We start from the raw sequence: 16,550 nt of genomic DNA, 5'->3' as shown, positions 1-16,550 counted from the left end.
GCGCGGGTCACAGCGTCAAGGCGGCCCGGTGCCTGCGGTTGGCGCTGATCACGACGTCGAGGGCATCCCGGGTCTCGACCAGGTGCGCGATGTCGGCGTCGATCCGGTCGCGCTCGCGCATCATCGCCGCGAACGTCTCTTCGGCGACGCCCAGGTCATCCGGGACGTCCACGCACGGCAGCACGGTCGCGATCACCCGGCTGGACATCCCCGCGTCGAACAGCTGCCGGATGAGCGCCACGCGCTGGACGGCGGTTTCGGGATAGTGACGCTGCCCGGCGTCGGAACGTGAACTGGTCAGCAGACCCTGGTCTTCGTAGTAGCGCAGTGAGCGCGGGCTCACGCCCGTGCGCTGGGACAGCTCGCCGATCCGCATCTCGCAAAGGCTACGCCCGGGTGTGGTCGACATCGACGTGTCCCCGACGTGCCCGCATCAGGTCGGTGGCGGCTGCCAGGCCGACACCTGGCGTCGGTGAAGAACCGTGACAGTCGCGGGAACTCGAACAGACCGGCAGGTCCCGGCAGATCTCCCGCCCACGGCGACAAGTCGTGCCGCTCCAGCTGTCCCAGCTGTTCGATCACCGGGTGCAGACTGGTATCGGCCAACCGGAAGGTCACGCTGCCGGGCCGGCTCAGTGCGTTTCAGTCGCGTAGCCGCCGTCGATGGCCACCGTCGCCCCGGTGATGTTGCCCGCCACCAGATCGCTCGCCAGGAAAGCCGCCAGGTTCGCGACTTCCGCGGGCCGGGTGAAGCGTCCGGTGACCGCATGCGTTGCGGCTTCGGCAGCAACAGCCTCAGGATCCGCGCCCGTCGTAGCAGCGATCGTTTCCGCGACACCTCCGCTGCCAAGCCACAAGTCCGTCGCGACCGGGCCCGGGTTGATCGCGTTGGCGCGGATGCCCCGCGGGCCGAACTCCTTCGACACCGACTTCGTGAAGTTGACCAAAGCCGCTTTCGCCGCGCTGTAGTCGATCACACCCGGGTCGGGCAGGATCGCGTTCACCGAGGCGATCGTGACGATGCTGCCGCGGCCGGCTGTCACCATCGTCGGCAGCACCGCGCGCGTGGCGCGGACCGCGCTGAGCAGGTTCAGCGTCACCGACCGCGTCCACTCGTCGTCGGTGACCAGCAGGAAGCCGTTCGGCCGCGGGGTGACCGCGCCGACGTTGTTGACCAGGATGTCGATCCGCCCGAACTCGGTCAGGGCCAGCTCCGCCAGCTTGCCCGGTCCGTCGGCGGTGCCGAGGTCCACGGCCAGGGTGTGCACCTTCCCCGCCCGGGCGAGGGCGTCCAGGTCCGGGCCGGGGTGGCGGGCCCCGGCCACGACGCGCACACCCTCGCCGACGAGGACTTCGGTGACGGCGAGGCCGATGCCGCGGCCGGCGCCGGTGACCACGGCGACCGCGCCGTCCAGTCCGAGGTCCACCGGCTCAGAGCCCGTGCTCGCGCAGCCAGGCGAGCACGGCGTCGGCGACGTCGCGCCAGCCGCTGTCGACCGTGAGCGAGTGGCCCCGGCCCACGAACTGCTTCAGCTCGGTGACGGCGGTGGAGTCGCGGTACTGCTTGAGCGTCGACCGGGTCACCACGTCCGGCACGGTGTGGTCCGCGGTGCCGGAGATCAGCAGGAGCGGGCCGCGGTCCGCGCGGTGGGTGTCGACCTGGGCCTGCGAATGCAGCACGAAGTTCGCCGCCGCGGCCTGGAACAGCGGCCGGGCCGGGGACGGGATCGTCCAGCGCTGGTACAGCTGCGCCGACTCCTCGTCGGTCAGGGTGTTGCCGAAGCCGAACCGGAACTCCTTCTCCGTCAGCGAAACCGACCGGTGGAGGTTCGCGGGGTTGCCCAGCGCCGGCAGCCCGGCGCGCAGCTGCGCCAGCGGCAGCGGCAGGACGCCCTTGATCTGGGCCGGGTCGATGGCGACGCCGGCCAGCCCGATCCCCTGGCCCAGCAGCTTCTCGGTGATCAGGCCGCCGAAGGAGTGCCCGACGATCACCGGGGGCCGGTCGAGGCCGGCGATGATCTCGGCGAAGTGCGCGGTGGCGTCGTCGATCGAGGTGTCGGCGACGGCGTCCGGGTTTTCCCGGGCCAGCTCGACCGTAGCGGGCTCGTGCGGCCAGCCGGGGGCGACCGGCGCGTACCCCGCCGCCCGGAAGTGGTCGATCCAGGGGTTCCACGAGGTGGCGTGCAGCCACAGACCGTGGATGAACACGACGGGGGTGCCCGGGTCGGCCATCGGATCCTCCAGTTCGGGGGGCTTTCCCGAAGCCAACACGACCCGCGGCCCCGGCGTCCAAGACCTGTCGGGTCCACATCGATAGCCGCAGTGGCATCGTTGACGCACTGCTTCACCCTTCGTGCGCGGGAAGGCCCGGATGGACCTCGATCTCAGGCTGGTGCGGTACTTCGTCACCGTCGCCGACGAACTGCACTTCGGCCGGGCCGCCACCCGGCTGTTCATCAGCCAGCCGACGCTGTCCAAGCAGATCCGCAAGCTCGAAGCCGACGTCGGCGCGCCGCTGCTGGTGCGCGACAGCCGGCACGTCGCGCTGACCCCGCGCGGCGAGCGGTTCCTGCACCTCGCCCGGCAGCTGCTGGCCACGGCCGACCACATGCTGAACGAGCCCGCCCCGGACCACCTGCGGATCGCCCACATCTTCGAGCTCGACACGAGCCGGGTGGTCGCCGACGCGTTCCTCGCCGCTCATCCCGGCGTCCGGCTCGTCCAAAGCCAGATGGACAGCGCCCGCCAGCTCGCCGCGCTGCTGGAGGGTCACCTCGACATCGCGGTCCTGCGCGTCACCACCACCCTCAAGGCCGACCACCCGGCCGGATGGCGGCACACGCTGCTCCGGCTCGAGCCGTTCTGGCTGGTCGGGCGCCCCGGCGACCCGAGGCGGGAAACCGCGTCGGTGCACGAGCGGCCCCTCGAGGTCTTCGCGGACGCGCCCGGCACGACGTTGTACAACGTGCACGGGCGCTACCTGAGCTCGTGGGAGCAGCACACCGGCCTCGCCCTGCGCTGGCTGGGCAACCCCGGCACGTTCGACAACTGCCACGCGGCCCTGGGCCGCGCCCGCGACAGCGCGTACCTGCTCGAGTTCGACAGCTACGCCCGCCGTTACGCCGACCGCGGCATTCCCATCCACCGGCCGCGGGAGCTCCAGCCCGTCTACGCGTGGTCGCTGGCCTGGCGGGAGGGTGAGCAGCCGGAAGCCGTCCAGGCCTACCTGCGGAGCGCGCGGGAAACCGCGGACCAGCGGCGGTGGCTGCACCCCGACCACGCGGACACCGCGCCGCTGTGGGTCCCGCCCGAAGACCTGACGTCCGCGTGATCAGCGGTCGGCCGGACTTCCCCCGACGGCTTCGGCGGGGACGAGGTAAGGCCGCTTTCCCTTGACCCCAACGGGAAACAGCACGGCCAGATCCGCACCGGCGCCGGCGACCCAGGCGTCCCGGCGGGGCCGGTCGGCGAGCTCGGCGACACCGTAGGCGTGCGCACCCCTAGCGCTGACGGTGGTCCCGTCGCGGTAGCGGATCAGCAGGTCCGGCGGAGCGGCCAGCCGCCGGTCGGGGGCGACGGTCACCACGGCCGGACGCCAGCCCGTGCGGCGGGCGGCGGCGAGGCGCCGCGCCCAGCGGGCCCGGCGGAGCACCGCGAACGGGACCAGCACGGCCCCCGCGATGCCCGCGACCCAGCCGACGGCCTCCGCGCCCCGGTCCACGTTCGGTTCGTCGACGGTGCGGAACCGGTCCGGCCGGGCGGGATCGGTGACCACGACGACCCGGTCGCCGACCGCGTAGCGGCGGTCCGAAGACTGGTCCACCATGCCCCGCCGGGCAAAACCGCCGAAGTCGTACTCGACCTCGAGCACCGTCGGGCTTCGCCGCGGCCGCTCGATCGAGAGGACCACGCCGTCGGTGCGGACGCCGGTGCGCAGCAACTCCTCGGCCGCCCGGCCGAGCCCGGTCTCCAGCACGACGGCGCCGCCGATCAGGCCGGCGGCGACCAGCAGGGCGAACGTCCAGCGCCGGCCGTGGGCGCGCAGCCGCCGCAGCCCGGGCTCGCCGGACGCCTGGCCCCCACCGGTCATGGCGCCATCGTAGGCCGGAACGCCGTCCGGACCGCCTAGTACTTTCGGCCGATGTCCGCAGGGCGAGAACCCTTCGAACGGCGTGGGCCATTCCGGGGTTCTTGTCCCGGCGCCGGTTCGGCCGCCAACCACCGCCCTACTGTGGCGGTGCTTCGTGATCTTGAACCGGAACCGAAGAGGGGACCCATTTTGCCCAACCGGACCAGATTCCTCGGCAAAACACTCGCGGCGGCAGGCACCGTGGCGGCGCTCGCGCTCGCGACCGCCGTTCCGGCCGCGGCCGCGCCGGCCACCGTCGAGCAGGACGTCGCGCAGCTCTACCAGAACGTCATCGACCTCTACAGGGGCCTGCCCGCGGACGCGCTGCGCGGCGTCGACCGGCTCATCGAGTCGCCGATCCCGCAGCACGGCCCCCAGAACCGCGCCGCGGCGGGCCCGATCCCCGGCTGCACCGAGGGTTCGCTGCTGACCTACGCGAACAAGCTCGCCTCCCAGCTGACCCCGCTCGAGGGCCAGGCGCTCGACGCGCTGTCGGGGCTCAGCCAGCTCTACGTCCAGGGTGTCGCGTCCGACAAGACCCCGCAGGTCTTCGGCACCGACGGCCAGTACACCCCGCGCGCCACCGCCACGATCGACAAGCTGCGCGGCTTCTGGGACATCGAGAGCTGGAACATCCAGCTCGTCGCCTGGAAGGGCACCGATCTCGGCAGCCAGGCGAAGATGGCGCAGACCTTCGCCCTCGGCCTCGCGCCGGCGAAGGTGAAGGCCGCCGCCGCGCTCGCCACCAAGGTGCTCTACGAAGTGCCGGCGCTGCAGGGCGGCCGCAACCCGCTGATCACGCTCAACGCGTTCTCCGCCCCGGCCGACAGCCTCGGCGGCAAGCGCGTGGCGCTGGGTGACGGCCTGCTCGACACCGTCAACCTCCTCGGCTTCGACGACGTCTCGGTGGAGTCCGTGGTCGGCCACGAGTACGGCCACCAGGTCGACTTCGCCCACGAGAACTACCCGCGCAACGAGTCCGCCGAGATGGGCCCGGACGCCTACGGCGGCTACTTCGTCGCGCACGCCAAGGGTTTCGCGTGGGACGCCCGCACCCAGCAGGAGGTCACCTACCTGGACGCCTCCATCGGCGACTGCTTCCACAGCCACGGCACCCCCGACCAGCGCAAGGCCGCGGGCGCCTGGGGTGAGAAGCAGGCGACGAGCCAGGGCAACCCGAACCGGATCGTCCCGACCGCGACGATGATCGAGAAGTTCCAGAAGGAGTACCCGAAGCTGATGCCGTCGGCCACCGGCCAGCCGGCCGCGGCCGCGGTGGCCGCCGCTCGCGGCTGAGCACGGGCGGGTCGTCTCCCCCGATCCGAGGGAGGCGGCCCGCTTTCCGGTGTCAGCCCGGCGGCTGGGTCGGCGAGCCCGGGTACGGCTGGCCAGGCTGGGCGTAACCGGGCTGGACGTAGCCGGGCTGCGGGGCCATCGGGTAGCCGGCCGGACCCGGGTACGGCGCGACGGCTTGCCGGGTCAGGCGACCGCTCTTGACCACCGCGAGCGCGACCAGGAGCCAGGCGAGCACGGTGGCGACGTCGAGCGGGACGGCCACCCCCATGAAGATCAAGCTGAGGTCACTGGCCGTCAGGTTCCCGGACCTGATCCAGGACGCCGCGTCCAGCGACACGAACCGCCACACGATGCCCGCCGCCGTCGTGACGAGCAGGACGACGAAGGCGCCGACCAGCAGGCCGGAGCCGCCCCGGGCGCGGCCCTTGATCGAAAAGACCAGGCCGAGCAGGCCCACGACGAGCAGCAGCACCCGCGGGGCGGTCTCGATGGTCGTCACGGCAAAGGGTGTCATGCCTGCCCTCCACGGCGTTCCGCCGGCACCTCCGGCCCGAGCCGTGCCGATCCTAGGCGGCGGCCACCGCCGGTGCGGCGCTTTCCGCGAAGTGCGCGCCCCTCAGCCCTGGAGCGAGGGGATGTCCCCGGACTCGGCGAACTCCAGCCGCTTGGCCACCGAGACGGCCTGGTCGGCGAACCGCTCGTAGAACCTCGCCAGCAGGGCCAGGCTGGTCGCGGTCTGCACGCCGTGCGGCCACTCGTTCTCGGTGATCCGGTGCAGGACGTCGGCGTGCAGCGCGTCGACGACCTGGTCGGTCTCGTCCAGTTCGGTGAACGCGCCCGCCGACTCGCCGGAGATCTTCTCGGCCAGCCGGTCGGCCATCCCCGCCGCGGTGTCGCTCATTTTCGAAAACACGGGTTCCAGCTCGGCCGGAACGGCCCGCTCGGGATGGGTGAAACGGGTGGTGTCGGCGATGTGCGCGGCAAGATCACCCATTCGCTCGAACTTCTCGGCGCAATAGATCACCGCCAGAACGGTGCGAAGATCGCCGGCGACCGGCGCCTGCAGCGCCAGCAGCGACTGGGCGTGCGACTCGCATTCGACGCGGGCCCGGTCGAGATCGTCGTCGGCGCCGAGAACCCGCTCGGCCAACGGCAAGTCGGCCGTCAGCAACGCCGCGCTGGCGCGGCGCATCGATTCCGCCGCCAGGCGGCACAGGAACTTCAGCTCTTCACCCAGCTCGGCCAATTCGCCGTGGAACTTTTCGCGCATCGAGAGAGTATAAGTCCGTTCTGCGGAGACAGCGGCCGCGCTTTTCGGCCGATTTTCAGACGATTCATCGGTGTGGCGCGCGGTATTCCGTCGATTCCTCCGGCCCCGCCGGAGGCCCGTCGGGCCGGCCGGCCGCTCGGCGCCCTCGGGCGGGGCCGCGGCGGCGGGAGCCGGGTGTGACCTTGGCCACCGCGCCCGCCGGGGACCCCGGACTTCCTCGGCAAACCCGGTCAGGGCAGGCGGGAGCCCCGAAATCTGCGTACGTTGGCACCGGAAAACCAGGTCGAAGCCGTAGGCTGGGTGACCAACCGCTTAGTAGGCTCGCGGGCACGTGCCCGCTTTCTCAACGACGAGGAGGTCCCCCGTGACCGATTCCCCTTCCCGTGTCGCCGTGGTCACCGGTGCCGGCCGCGGCATCGGCGCCGCCGTCGCGGCGCGGCTGGCCGCCGACGGGTTCGCCGTCGGCCTGCTGGACCTGGACGAGGCCGGCGTCAAGCAGGGCGCCGAGGCGATCATCGCCGCCGGGGGCAAGGCCGTCGGCGTCCCGCTGGACGTCAGTGACGCCGAGCAGGTCGAGTCGGCCGTCGCCCGGGTCGCCGACGAGCTCGGCCCGCCGGTCGTGCTGGTCAACAACGCCGGCATCACCCGCGACAACCTGATCTTCAAGATGACCGAGCAGGACTGGGACTCCGTGCTCGGCGTGCACCTCAAGGGCTCGTTCCTGATGACCCGCGCGGTGCAGAAGCACATGACCGAGCAGAAGTGGGGCCGGATCGTCAACCTGTCCAGCACCTCGGCGCTCGGCAACCGCGGGCAGGTCAACTACTCCGCGGCCAAGGCCGGCATGCAGGGCTTCACCAAGACCCTCGCGATCGAGCTGGGCAAGTTCAACGTCACGGCCAACGCCATCGCGCCGGGCTTCATCGCCACCGACATGACGGCGGCGACGGCCGAGCGGATCGGCATGTCGTTCGAGGACTTCAAGGCGGCGGCCGCGTCGCAGATCCCGGTGCAGCGCGTCGGCACGCCCGACGACATCGCCCACCTGACCTCGTTCCTGGTCAGCGAGGGCGCCGGGTTCGTCTCGGGTCAGGTCATCTACGTCGCCGGCGGACCGAAGGACTGAGGCTGATGCGCGAATTCGAGAACCTCGACGCCTTCGCCGCGGCGGTCGGCGAGCACCTCGGGTACAGCGAGTGGCACACGATCACCCAGGACCGGGTGAACAAGTTCGCCGACGCCACCGACGACCACCAGTGGATCCACGTCGACGAGGCGATGGCGGCCGCGGGCCCGTTCGGCGGCACCATCGCCCACGGCTTCCTGACGCTGTCGCTGCTCTCGGCGTTCGGCCCGAAGATCTACAAGGTCAACGGGATCCGGATGGGCATCAACTACGGCCTCAACAAGGTCCGCTTCCCGCAGCCGGTGAAGGTCGGCTCGAAGGTGCGCGCCGGGGCCGAGCTCGTCGAGATCACCGACATCGAGGGCGGCAAGCAGGCGGTCTCGAAGTGGACGGTCGAGATCGACGGCGAGGCCAAGCCCGCGTGCGTGGCCGAATGGGTCACCCGATTCTTCGCGTGAGGCCGGGACGGAGCTTTCCCGGGAAAGCTCCGTCCCACCCGCCCCTGTACGACATACCGACTAGTCGGTATTCTCCCCGGACGAAGCTTGAGGAGGCTGGATGAACCCGCCAGGACTCGACCTCGGCCGGCTGCGCGCCCACCTGGACGCGCAGCGGCCCGGGATGGTCGCCGGGGAGCTGACCGCGGACGTCGTGGAGGGCGGCCGGTCGAACCTCACCTACGTGGTGGGCGACGGCCGGTCGCGCTGGGTGGTGCGCCGCCCGCCGCTCGGGCACGTGCTGCCCACCGCGCACGACATGACGCGCGAGTTCCGGGTGATCTCGGGCCTGCGCGACACCGCCGTCCCGGTGCCCGAAGCGCTGCTGCTGTGTGAAGACGCCGACGTCGTCGGCGCGCAGTTCTACGTCATGAGCTTCATCGACGGCACGCCGTACCGGACCGCGGACCAGCTCGCGCGGCTCGGCGCGCAGCGCACCCGGGCCATCGCCGACGCGCTGGTCGACACGCTCGTCGACCTGCACGCCGTCGACCCGGCCGCCGTCGGGCTGGGCGACTTCGGCCGGCCCGAGGGCTTCCTGGAGCGGCAGCTGCGGCGCTGGAAGAAGCAGCTCGACGGCTCCCGCAGCCGCGACCTGGACGGCATCGAGGAGCTCCACGACCGGCTCGCCGCGGCGGTGCCCGTCTCGGGGAAGCCGTCGATCATCCACGGTGACTACCGCCTGGACAACGTCCTCGTCGACGGCGACGACAAGATCTCCGCGGTCCTCGACTGGGAGATGTCGACGCTGGGCGACCCGCTGACCGACCTCGCGCTGCTGGTGGCCTACGCCGAGCGCGACAAGGTGTCGCTGCAGTTCGTATCGAACGCCAGCTCGGCCCCGGGCTACCCGACCACCGACCAGGTCATCGCGCGCTACGCCGAGCGCTCGGGGCGCGACGTCTCGCAGCTCGGCTGGTACGTCAGCTTCGCGTTCTTCAAGCTGGCCGTGATCCTGGAAGGCATCTACTACCGCTACACGCAGGGCAAGACGGTCGGCGCGGGCTTCGAGGGCGTCGGGGCCGGCGTCCCGCTGCTCATCACGCACGGCAACGAGATTCTCAAAGAGGAGAAGTAAATGGACTTCGCGTTCGACGAGAAGACCGAGGAGCTGCGCGGGAAGCTCCTCGAGTTCATGGACTCGCACATCTACCCCGCCGAGCCGGTGTTCGAGCAGCAGCTCGCCGAACGCGACGACCCGTGGGCGATCCCGCCGGTCATGGACGAGCTCAAGGCCGAGGCGCGCAAACGCGGCCTGTGGAACTTCTTCCTCCCCGGCGAGCACGGCGCGGGCCTGACGAACCTGCAGTACGCGCCCCTGGCGGAGATCACCGGCCGCAGCATCCGGCTGGCGCCGACCGCGGTCAACTGCGCCGCGCCCGACACCGGGAACATGGAAGTGCTCTCCATGTTCGGCAGCGACGAGCAGCAGAAGCAGTGGCTGGACCCGTTGCTGAACGGCGAGATCCGCTCCGCCTTCGCGATGACCGAGCCGGACGTCGCCTCCTCCGACGCCCGCAACATCGAGACGAGCATCCGCCGCGACGGCGACGAGTACGTGATCAACGGCCGCAAGTGGTACATCTCCGGCGCGATGAACCCCGCGTGCAAGATCTTCATCGTGATGGGCAAGACCGACCCGGACGGTCCGCCGCACAAGCAGCAGAGCATGATCCTGGTCCCCCGCGACACGCCGGGGCTGACGGTCAAGCGCGGCATGCACGTCTTCGGCTACGACGACAGCGACCACGGTGGCCACGCCGAGGTGCTGTTCGAGGACGTCCGCGTGCCGGTCGAGAACCTGGTCGCCGGTGAGGGTGACGGCTTCGCGATCGCCCAGGCGCGGCTGGGCCCGGGCCGGATCCACCACTGCATGCGGGCCATCGGCATGGCCGAGCGGGCGCTTGAACTCATGTGCCGCCGCGCGATCTCGCGCGAGGCGTTCGGCAAGCCGATCGCGCAGCAGGGTGTCGTGCAGGACTGGATCGCCGAGTCGCGGGTGCGCATCGAGCAGCAGCGGCTGCTGGTGCTCAAGACCGCGTGGCTGATGGACACCGTCGGCAACCAGGGCGCGCACACCGAGATCCAGGCGATCAAGATCTCGACGCCGTCCGCGGTCGAGTGGATCCTCGACAAGGCCGTGCAGGTGCACGGCGCGGGCGGCGTCAGCCAGGACTTCCCGCTCGCCGCGATGTGGGCGGGCAACCGCACGCTGCGCCTGGCCGACGGGCCGGACGAGGTCCACAAGCGGTCCCTGGCCCGCCGTGAACTGAAGAAGTACCTCTCGGAGGGCGCGAAGTGACTGTCACCGCCGAAGACCTTTCGCGCCAGGCGCGCGAGTTCCTGGCCGCGCACGACCCGGCCACGACCGACCGCATGGACTTCCTGCGCGCCCGGTTCGACGCCGGGCTCGCCTGGATCCACTTCCCCGCCGGGCTCGGCGGGCAGGACGCGCCGCGCGCCCTGCAGTCCGCTGTGGACAGTGTGTTCACCGAAGCCGGCGCGCCGGACAACAACCCGCGCCGGATCGGCATCGGCCTCGGTATGGCCGCCCCGACCATCCTCGCCTTCGGCACCCCGGAGCAGCGCGAGCGCTTCCTGCGTCCACTGTGGACCGGTGACGAGGTGTGGTGCCAGCTGTTCAGCGAGCCGGGCGCCGGCTCCGACCTCGCCGCGCTGGGCACCCGCGCGGTGCGCGACGGCGACGACTGGATCGTCACCGGCCAGAAGGTGTGGACGTCGGGCGCGCACGAGTCGCAGTGGGCGATCCTGGTCACCCGCACCGACCCGGACGTCCCGAAGCACCAGGGCATGACGTACTTCCTGTGCGACATGACCGCACCCGGCGTCGAGGTCCGGCCGCTGCGCCAGATCACCGGCGAGGCCGAGTTCAACGAGGTCTTCCTGACCGAGGTCCGGATCCCGGACACGCAGCGGCTCGGCGCCGTCGGCGAAGGCTGGAAGGTCGCGCAGACGACGTTGATGAACGAGCGCGTCGCGATCGGCGGGCACGTCCTGCCGCGCGAAGGCGGGCTGATCGGGATCGTCGCCAAGACGTGGCGCGAGCGTCCCGAGCTGCGCACGCCGGAGCTGCGTGACCGGCTGGTGCAGCGCTGGGTCGAGGCGGAGACGCTGCGGCTGGCGGGAACGCGCCTGCGTCAGCAGCTCACCGCGGGCGCGCCCGGCCCGGAGGGGTCGGCCATGAAGGTCGCGTTCTCGGAGCTGAACCAGGCGCTGACCGGCCTGGAGGTCGAGCTGCTCGGCGAAGAGGGCCTGGCCTACGACGACTGGTCGTTCCGGCGCCCGGCGATCGTCGACTTCCTCGGCCGCGAGGCCGGCTACCGCTACCTGCGCGCGAAGGGGAACTCCATCGAGGGCGGCACCTCGGAGGTCCTGCGCAACATCATCGCCGAGCGCGTGCTGGGTCTCCCGTCGGAGCCGCGCGTCGACAAGGACGTCGCCTGGAAGGACCTCCCCCGATGACCGACCTGCTCTACTCAGACGTCGAGGAAGACCTCCGGGCTTCGGTCCGCGACCTGCTTTCCGCCAAAGCCGACGCTGCGGCGCTGCTGGCCCGCGTCGAGACGGGCGAGGGCTACGACCTGAAGCTGTGGCGCACGCTGGCCGACGAGGTCGGCGTGGCCGGGCTGGCGGTGCCCGAGGACCTCGGCGGGCACGGCGCGTCGGCCCGCGAAGTGGCGGTGGTGGCCGAGGAGCTGGGCCGCAGCGTGGCGCCGGTGCCGTTCCTCGGCAGTGTGGTCCTGGCGACGACGGCGCTGGTCCGGGCATCCGCCGGTGACTTCGTCCGCAGGCTTGCGTCCGGCTCGGCGATCGGCGCGCTGGCCGTGCCGCTGTCGACGGCGCCCGGCGCGGGTTTCCCGTCGTCGGTGACGGCGTCCGAGTCCGGCGCGTTGAGCGGCCGGGTCGGCACGGTCGCCGACGCGTCGGTGGCGGACCTGCTGGTCGTCCCGGCCGCGGGCCCGGACGGCCCGGCGCTGTACGTGGTCTCGGCGGCCGACGCGACGGTGTCGGAGCTGGTGTCGTTCGACCTGACGCGCCGGGTGGCCGACGTGGTGCTGGACAACGCGCCGGCGGTGCTCGTGGCCTCGGGCCCGGACGCGGCCGCGGCCCTGGAGGACGCGCTGCTGTTCGGGGCGGGAATCCTGGCGTCGGAGCAGACGGGCGTCGCCGAGTGGGCGCTCACGGAGACGGTGCGGTATCTGAAGGGCCGGTACCAGTTCGGCCGCCCGGTCGGCGGGTTCCAGTCCCTCAAGCACCGGCTGGCGAACCTGTACACGGACCTGGTCCTCGCCCGCGCGGCCGCCCGCAACGCGGCGGACGCGCTGGCCTCGGGTACGGACGTCCCGATCGCGGTGGCGGTGGCGCAGGCCCGGAACGCCCCGATCGCGGTGAAGGCGACGGAGGAGGCGGTCCAGCTTCATGGCGGCATCGGGATGACGTGGGAGCACCCGGCGCACCTGTATTTGAAGCGGGCGAAGGCGGACGAGCTGGCGTTGGGGACACCGGGCAAGCACCGGGCGCGGCTGGCGGATTTGGTGAACCTGCCCGCCTGACCCTCCAGGCGCCGGGCGCGGCTGGCGGACCTGGTGACCCTGCCCGCCAGACCCCAGCAAGCCCCGGGCCCGGCTGGCCGACCTGGTCAACCTGCCCGCCTGACCCAGCAAGCCCCGGGTCCGGCTGGCCGACCTGGTCAACCTGCCCGCCTGACCCAGCAAGCCCCGGGCCCGCCTGGCCGACCTGGTCAACCTGCCCGCCTGACACCAACAAGCCCCGGGCCCGCCTGGCCGACCTGGTCAACCTGCCCGCCTGACACCAACAAGCCCCGGGCCCGGCTGGCCGACCTGGTCAACCTGCCCGCCCGACCCCAGCAAGCGCCGGTCCTCGAGCTTGTCGGCCGGGAGCGCCCCCGCTCCCGGCCACCTCACGCGAACCCGTTCGCACCGCGCGCCGCGCACCACGGCCGCCGGTCCCGCCGCAGGGGTCGGCGGCCGTAGTCGTTCCGGCCGTCACTCAGACAGCAACCGCCGGGCTTCGGCCAACGCGGGAACCGCCCCGGCCGCCGCCAAAAGCCTCTCCGCCGCACCCCAACACTCCCGCGCCGCCTGCGAACTCCCGCCTCGAGCCCGGCCCAGCGTGAGCAACGCCTGCGCCTCGCCCAGACGATGCCCCGCCTCCCGGAACCCGGCGACCGCCGCGGCCGCGAACGTCTCCGCCTCCTCCGGCTGCCCAGCCGCCAGGGCCGCTTCGGCCAGGCTCGTGCGGGCCTGTTCGGCCAGCAGCCGGAACCCTCCCTGCTCCGCAGCGCGCAGCGCGGTCTCCGCGTCAGCCGCGGTGCCGTCCACAGTGGACATTCCGATCAGCGTTGTCAGCTCACCACGGAGATAGCAGATCTTCTCCGCCAGCGCATGCGCCCGGCCGTAGTCCGCCCGCGCCGCGGCCGCGTCACCCGCCTGGCGGTGGAGGTCACCGTGCGCGCAGAGTGCGTCCACCTCGAACCGCTGGTTGCCCGCCTCGCGCGCCACGGTCACCGCGAGCCGCACCGCCGGCCACGCCCGCGCGACGTCGCCCGATACCCGGTGGACCGCCGCCAGCCGGACCAGTGCGTCGGCCTCGTCGTCGCGGGAACCGAGCTCCCGCAACGCCTCCAGGGCTTCGGTCAGCACCACGAGCGCGCGGGACAGGTCGCCGGTGACGCGGTAGCCGTACCCGAGGTTGCACCGCGCGATCGCCGCCGCGTGGGGTGAGCCGAGCTCGTGGCACAGCTCCAGCGCCTGCTCGTTGTGCCGGATGCCCTCGGCGAGCCTGCCGTGTTCGATGAGCACCGCGCCCAGGTTGATCAGCCCGTTCGCGGCCCGGATCGTCGTGCCGTGCCGCCGGGCGCCGGCCAGCGCCGCCGTGAAGTGCTCGATCGCGCGGTCGAGCCGGCCCAGGTCGAGGTGCACCACGCCGAGGGCGTGCAACACCGAGTCGGCGCCGTCGCGGGCGTCGGCGACCCGGTAGGACTCCTGGGCGGCCTCCAGCTCGACCAGCGCCGCCGGGTAGTCGCCGCGGCTCCACGCCAGCGCGCCCAGACTGTGCCGCATCGCGCCCGCCGCCTGCTCGTTCCCGGCCCGCCGCGCCGCGGTCAGCCCCGCGGTCGCGGCCGCCTGCCACTCCGCGTCGAGCCGGTGGGAGTGGAAGAACCCGCGCAGCAGGTCCGCCGCCCGCCAGGCGAACGGCCCGGTCGCCTGCCGGATCGCCGCCAGCAGGTTCGCGTGCTCGGCCAGCAGCCAGCGGCGGGCCTCGGCCGGTTCGACGGCTTCGGCGGCGCCGGGCGGGCCGGCCAGCCGCTGCAGGTCCGGGTAGAGCGCGGCCGCCGCCCGGGCCCCGGTGCGCAGGTAGTGCTCGAGGAGCCGGTCGAGGGCCGCCGCCCGGTCCGCCTCCGCGAGGTCGTCGCCGGCGCGGGCGACGGCGTAGCCGCGCAGCAGGTCGTGCAGCCCGAACCGGTCGTCGCCCCGGGACTGCACCAGGTGGCTCGTGGCCAGCTCCCGCAGCAGCGAGCCGGCCCGGACCTCGTCGGCGCCGGCCAGCGCCGCCGCGCTCGGCACGTCGAAGTCGGCGCCGGGCACCAGCCCGAGCAGGCGGAAGAACCCCGCCGCGGCCGGGGAAGCGGCGTCGAACGAGAGGTCGAAGGCCCGGCGCACGCCCCACTGCTCGGCGCCGGGCACCGCCAGCCGGGTCACCAGGTCGGGCCCGGCCAGCTCGGCGAGGTACCCGCGCACCGACCGGTCCGGCCAGAGCGCCAGGTTCGCCGCGACGATCCGCAGCGCCAGGGGCAGCCCGGCGCACAGCCGCACGAGCTCGCGCGCCGCGTCCTCTTCCGCGTGCACCCGGTCCGGGCCGACGACCGCGGCCAGCAGCGCCAGCGAGTCGTCCGGCGGCAGCTCGGCCAGCTCGACGCGCCGGGTGTCCACCGTGGCGGTGAGGCCGCCGAGCCGGTCGCGGCTGGTGATCAGCACCGCGCAGCCGGGACTGCCGGGCAGCAGCGCGCGGACCTGCTCCGGCCCGGCCACGTTGTCCAGCACGATCAGCACCCGCCGGTCGGCCAGCACGGACCGGTACAGCGCCGCGGCGTCCGCGGCCTCGGCGGGGACCTGGCCCGGCCGGACGCCGAGCGCGTGCGAAAACCGGGTCAGCACCTCGACGTCGGACAGCGCCGGGACCGTCGAACTGCCCTGGAGGTCGACGAACAGCTGACCGTCCGGGAAGTGCCGGGCCGCCCGGTGCGCCCAGTGCACGGCGGCCGTCGTCTTGCCGACGCCGGCCGGTCCGACGAGCAGCGCGATCGGCGGGTGCGTGGCAGCCGGGCGGTCCGGGCCCAGCACGGCGTCCAAAGTGGACAGCAACGCGGCCCGCCCGGCGAGCGCCCCGACGTCCGGCGGGAGCTGGCGCGGCCGGAACCGCGGTCGCGTGGCGGCCGGCGCACCGGCCAGCACCGCCTGGTGGGCGTTGCGCAGCCGCTCGCCGGGGCCGATCCCCAGCTCGTCGGCGAACCTCCGGTGCACCCGGCGGTACACCTCGAGCGCGTCGGCGCGGCGCCCCGAGCCGTGCAGCGCTTCGAGGTACAACGCCCAGAACGCCTCCTGCCACGGGTGCTCGCCGGTCAGCCGGCCCAGCTCGGCGGTGACCTCGGTGTGCCGGCCGAGCTCCAGGCTCACCTCGAAGAAGCGCTCCTGGGCCGACAGCCGCTCCTCGGCGGGCCCGGCGTCGACGCGGCTCAGGATGTCCGCCGGGAGGTCGGCGAGCAGCGGGCCGCGCCAGCAGGCGAGAGCCTCGGCGAGCAGCACGCGCTCGGCCTCGGGCGTGGCCTCCGCGCGGGCGTCGGCGAGCAGCCGGCGGAAGCGCAGCAGGTCGTGGCCCTCGGGCCGGGCGTGCAGCAGGTACCCGGTCGGCCCGGTCTCGACGACGCCGTCGCCGAGCAGCCGCCGGAGCCGGACGGTGTGCACTTGGATGCTCTTGCGGGCGGTCTCCGGCGGATCCCCGCCCCAGAGCAGGTCGATGAGCCGGTCGAACGACACGGTCTTGTTCGCGCGCAGCGCCAGCACGGCGAGCAGTGCCCGCACCTTCGGCCCGTTGACCGGCACGGGCACGCCGTCCCGCCGGACCCGCAACGGTCCGAGCACCCCGAACTCGAGCACCTCTCCGCACCCCCCGCTGACCGGGCAAACCGGT

The 16,550-nt window shown here is 72.8% G+C and carries 15 protein-coding genes; 8 read left to right on the top strand and 7 right to left on the bottom strand.

Going from position 1 to position 16,550, the window contains the following annotated elements:
* Positions 1-7: 7 nt before the first annotated feature.
* The 3 genes from ACZ63J_RS01475 to ACZ63J_RS01465 all read right to left on the bottom strand — a co-directional run bounded on the left by ACZ63J_RS01475 (position 8) and on the right by ACZ63J_RS01465 (position 2,232).
* Positions 8-376 (bottom strand): MerR family transcriptional regulator, encoded by a 369-nt coding sequence (locus tag ACZ63J_RS01475; protein WP_465408622.1) that lies wholly within the window; start codon positions 374-376, stop codon positions 8-10.
* Between the two features lie 256 nt (positions 377-632).
* Positions 633-1,427, bottom strand: a complete 795-nt coding sequence (locus ACZ63J_RS01470; protein WP_465408620.1) for an SDR family NAD(P)-dependent oxidoreductase — start codon at positions 1,425-1,427, stop codon at positions 633-635.
* 4 nt (positions 1,428-1,431) lie between these two features.
* Positions 1,432-2,232, bottom strand: coding sequence for an alpha/beta hydrolase (locus tag ACZ63J_RS01465; RefSeq protein ID WP_465408618.1), 801 nt, complete (start codon positions 2,230-2,232; stop codon positions 1,432-1,434).
* 139 nt (positions 2,233-2,371) lie between these two features.
* On the opposite strand from ACZ63J_RS01465, the gene ACZ63J_RS01460 reads away from it, so the two are divergent.
* Complete coding sequence (locus tag ACZ63J_RS01460) at positions 2,372-3,331, top strand: LysR family transcriptional regulator (RefSeq protein ID WP_465408616.1); 960 nt, start codon at positions 2,372-2,374, stop codon at positions 3,329-3,331.
* Here ACZ63J_RS01460 and ACZ63J_RS01455 read toward each other — a convergent pair whose 3' ends face one another.
* The gene (locus ACZ63J_RS01455; protein WP_465408614.1) at positions 3,332-4,090 is read right to left on the bottom strand and encodes a DUF3592 domain-containing protein; all 759 of its coding nucleotides are present in this window, start codon (positions 4,088-4,090) and stop codon (positions 3,332-3,334) included.
* Between the two features lie 240 nt (positions 4,091-4,330).
* Between ACZ63J_RS01455 and ACZ63J_RS01450 the strand changes: the two genes are divergently transcribed.
* Positions 4,331-5,425 (top strand): hypothetical protein, encoded by a 1,095-nt coding sequence (locus ACZ63J_RS01450; RefSeq protein WP_465408612.1) that lies wholly within the window; start codon positions 4,331-4,333, stop codon positions 5,423-5,425.
* A 52-nt stretch (positions 5,426-5,477) separates the two neighbouring features.
* Here the strand turns inward: ACZ63J_RS01450 and ACZ63J_RS01445 are convergent, their stop codons facing one another.
* Positions 5,478-5,939 (bottom strand): hypothetical protein, encoded by a 462-nt coding sequence (locus tag ACZ63J_RS01445; RefSeq protein ID WP_465408610.1) that lies wholly within the window; start codon positions 5,937-5,939, stop codon positions 5,478-5,480.
* Between the two features lie 102 nt (positions 5,940-6,041).
* On the bottom strand, positions 6,042-6,695 hold the full coding sequence (gene phoU, locus ACZ63J_RS01440; protein ID WP_465408608.1) for a phosphate signaling complex protein PhoU: 654 nt from the start codon (positions 6,693-6,695) through the stop codon (positions 6,042-6,044).
* A 364-nt stretch (positions 6,696-7,059) separates the two neighbouring features.
* Here phoU and fabG point away from each other — a divergent pair, with 364 nt between their 5' ends.
* The 6 genes from fabG (at position 7,060) to ACZ63J_RS01410 (ending at position 12,892) form a co-directional block, all read left to right on the top strand.
* Positions 7,060-7,821: a 3-oxoacyl-ACP reductase FabG gene (gene fabG / locus ACZ63J_RS01435; RefSeq protein ID WP_465312073.1), complete on the top strand. Its 762-nt coding sequence runs from the start codon at positions 7,060-7,062 to the stop codon at positions 7,819-7,821.
* 5 nt (positions 7,822-7,826) lie between these two features.
* Complete coding sequence (locus ACZ63J_RS01430) at positions 7,827-8,279, top strand: MaoC family dehydratase (RefSeq protein ID WP_465408606.1); 453 nt, start codon at positions 7,827-7,829, stop codon at positions 8,277-8,279.
* A gap of 100 nt (positions 8,280-8,379) precedes the next feature.
* Positions 8,380-9,396, top strand: a complete 1,017-nt coding sequence (locus ACZ63J_RS01425) for a phosphotransferase family protein (protein ID WP_465408604.1) — start codon at positions 8,380-8,382, stop codon at positions 9,394-9,396.
* Positions 9,397-10,620, top strand: coding sequence for an acyl-CoA dehydrogenase family protein (locus tag ACZ63J_RS01420; protein WP_465408602.1), 1,224 nt, complete (start codon positions 9,397-9,399; stop codon positions 10,618-10,620).
* Positions 10,617-11,801, top strand: a complete 1,185-nt coding sequence (locus tag ACZ63J_RS01415) for an acyl-CoA dehydrogenase family protein (RefSeq protein WP_465408600.1) — start codon at positions 10,617-10,619, stop codon at positions 11,799-11,801. Before ACZ63J_RS01420 ends, ACZ63J_RS01415 begins: the two co-directional genes overlap by 4 nt.
* Positions 11,798-12,892 (top strand): acyl-CoA dehydrogenase family protein, encoded by a 1,095-nt coding sequence (locus ACZ63J_RS01410; RefSeq protein WP_465408598.1) that lies wholly within the window; start codon positions 11,798-11,800, stop codon positions 12,890-12,892. The genes ACZ63J_RS01415 and ACZ63J_RS01410 overlap by 4 nt, the downstream gene beginning before the upstream one ends.
* A gap of 453 nt (positions 12,893-13,345) precedes the next feature.
* Here ACZ63J_RS01410 and ACZ63J_RS01405 read toward each other — a convergent pair whose 3' ends face one another.
* The gene (locus ACZ63J_RS01405) at positions 13,346-16,516 is read right to left on the bottom strand and encodes an AfsR/SARP family transcriptional regulator (RefSeq protein WP_465408596.1); all 3,171 of its coding nucleotides are present in this window, start codon (positions 16,514-16,516) and stop codon (positions 13,346-13,348) included.
* Positions 16,517-16,550: the final 34 nt, after the last annotated feature.

The organism is Amycolatopsis sp. NPDC104863, from assembly GCF_055582965.1.
The sequence above is the reverse complement of the archived record's forward strand: the minus strand, read 5'-3'. Positions and strand labels throughout refer to the sequence as shown.

Excerpts from the sequence above, each read along its gene's own strand:
- ACZ63J_RS01475 (WP_465408622.1), bottom strand. The coding sequence starts at position 376 with ATGCGGATCGGCGAGCTGTCCCAGCGCACGGGCGTGAGCCCGCGCTCA.
- ACZ63J_RS01465 (WP_465408618.1), bottom strand. The coding sequence starts at position 2,232 with ATGGCCGACCCGGGCACCCCCGTCGTGTTCATCCACGGTCTGTGGCTG.
- ACZ63J_RS01460 (WP_465408616.1), top strand. The coding sequence starts at position 2,372 with ATGGACCTCGATCTCAGGCTGGTGCGGTACTTCGTCACCGTCGCCGAC.
- ACZ63J_RS01455 (WP_465408614.1), bottom strand. The coding sequence starts at position 4,090 with ATGACCGGTGGGGGCCAGGCGTCCGGCGAGCCCGGGCTGCGGCGGCTG.
- ACZ63J_RS01445 (WP_465408610.1), bottom strand. The coding sequence starts at position 5,939 with ATGACACCCTTTGCCGTGACGACCATCGAGACCGCCCCGCGGGTGCTG.
- phoU (WP_465408608.1), bottom strand. The coding sequence starts at position 6,695 with ATGCGCGAAAAGTTCCACGGCGAATTGGCCGAGCTGGGTGAAGAGCTG.
- ACZ63J_RS01430 (WP_465408606.1), top strand. The coding sequence starts at position 7,827 with ATGCGCGAATTCGAGAACCTCGACGCCTTCGCCGCGGCGGTCGGCGAG.
- ACZ63J_RS01425 (WP_465408604.1), top strand. The coding sequence starts at position 8,380 with ATGAACCCGCCAGGACTCGACCTCGGCCGGCTGCGCGCCCACCTGGAC.
- ACZ63J_RS01420 (WP_465408602.1), top strand. The coding sequence starts at position 9,397 with ATGGACTTCGCGTTCGACGAGAAGACCGAGGAGCTGCGCGGGAAGCTC.
- ACZ63J_RS01410 (WP_465408598.1), top strand. The coding sequence starts at position 11,798 with ATGACCGACCTGCTCTACTCAGACGTCGAGGAAGACCTCCGGGCTTCG.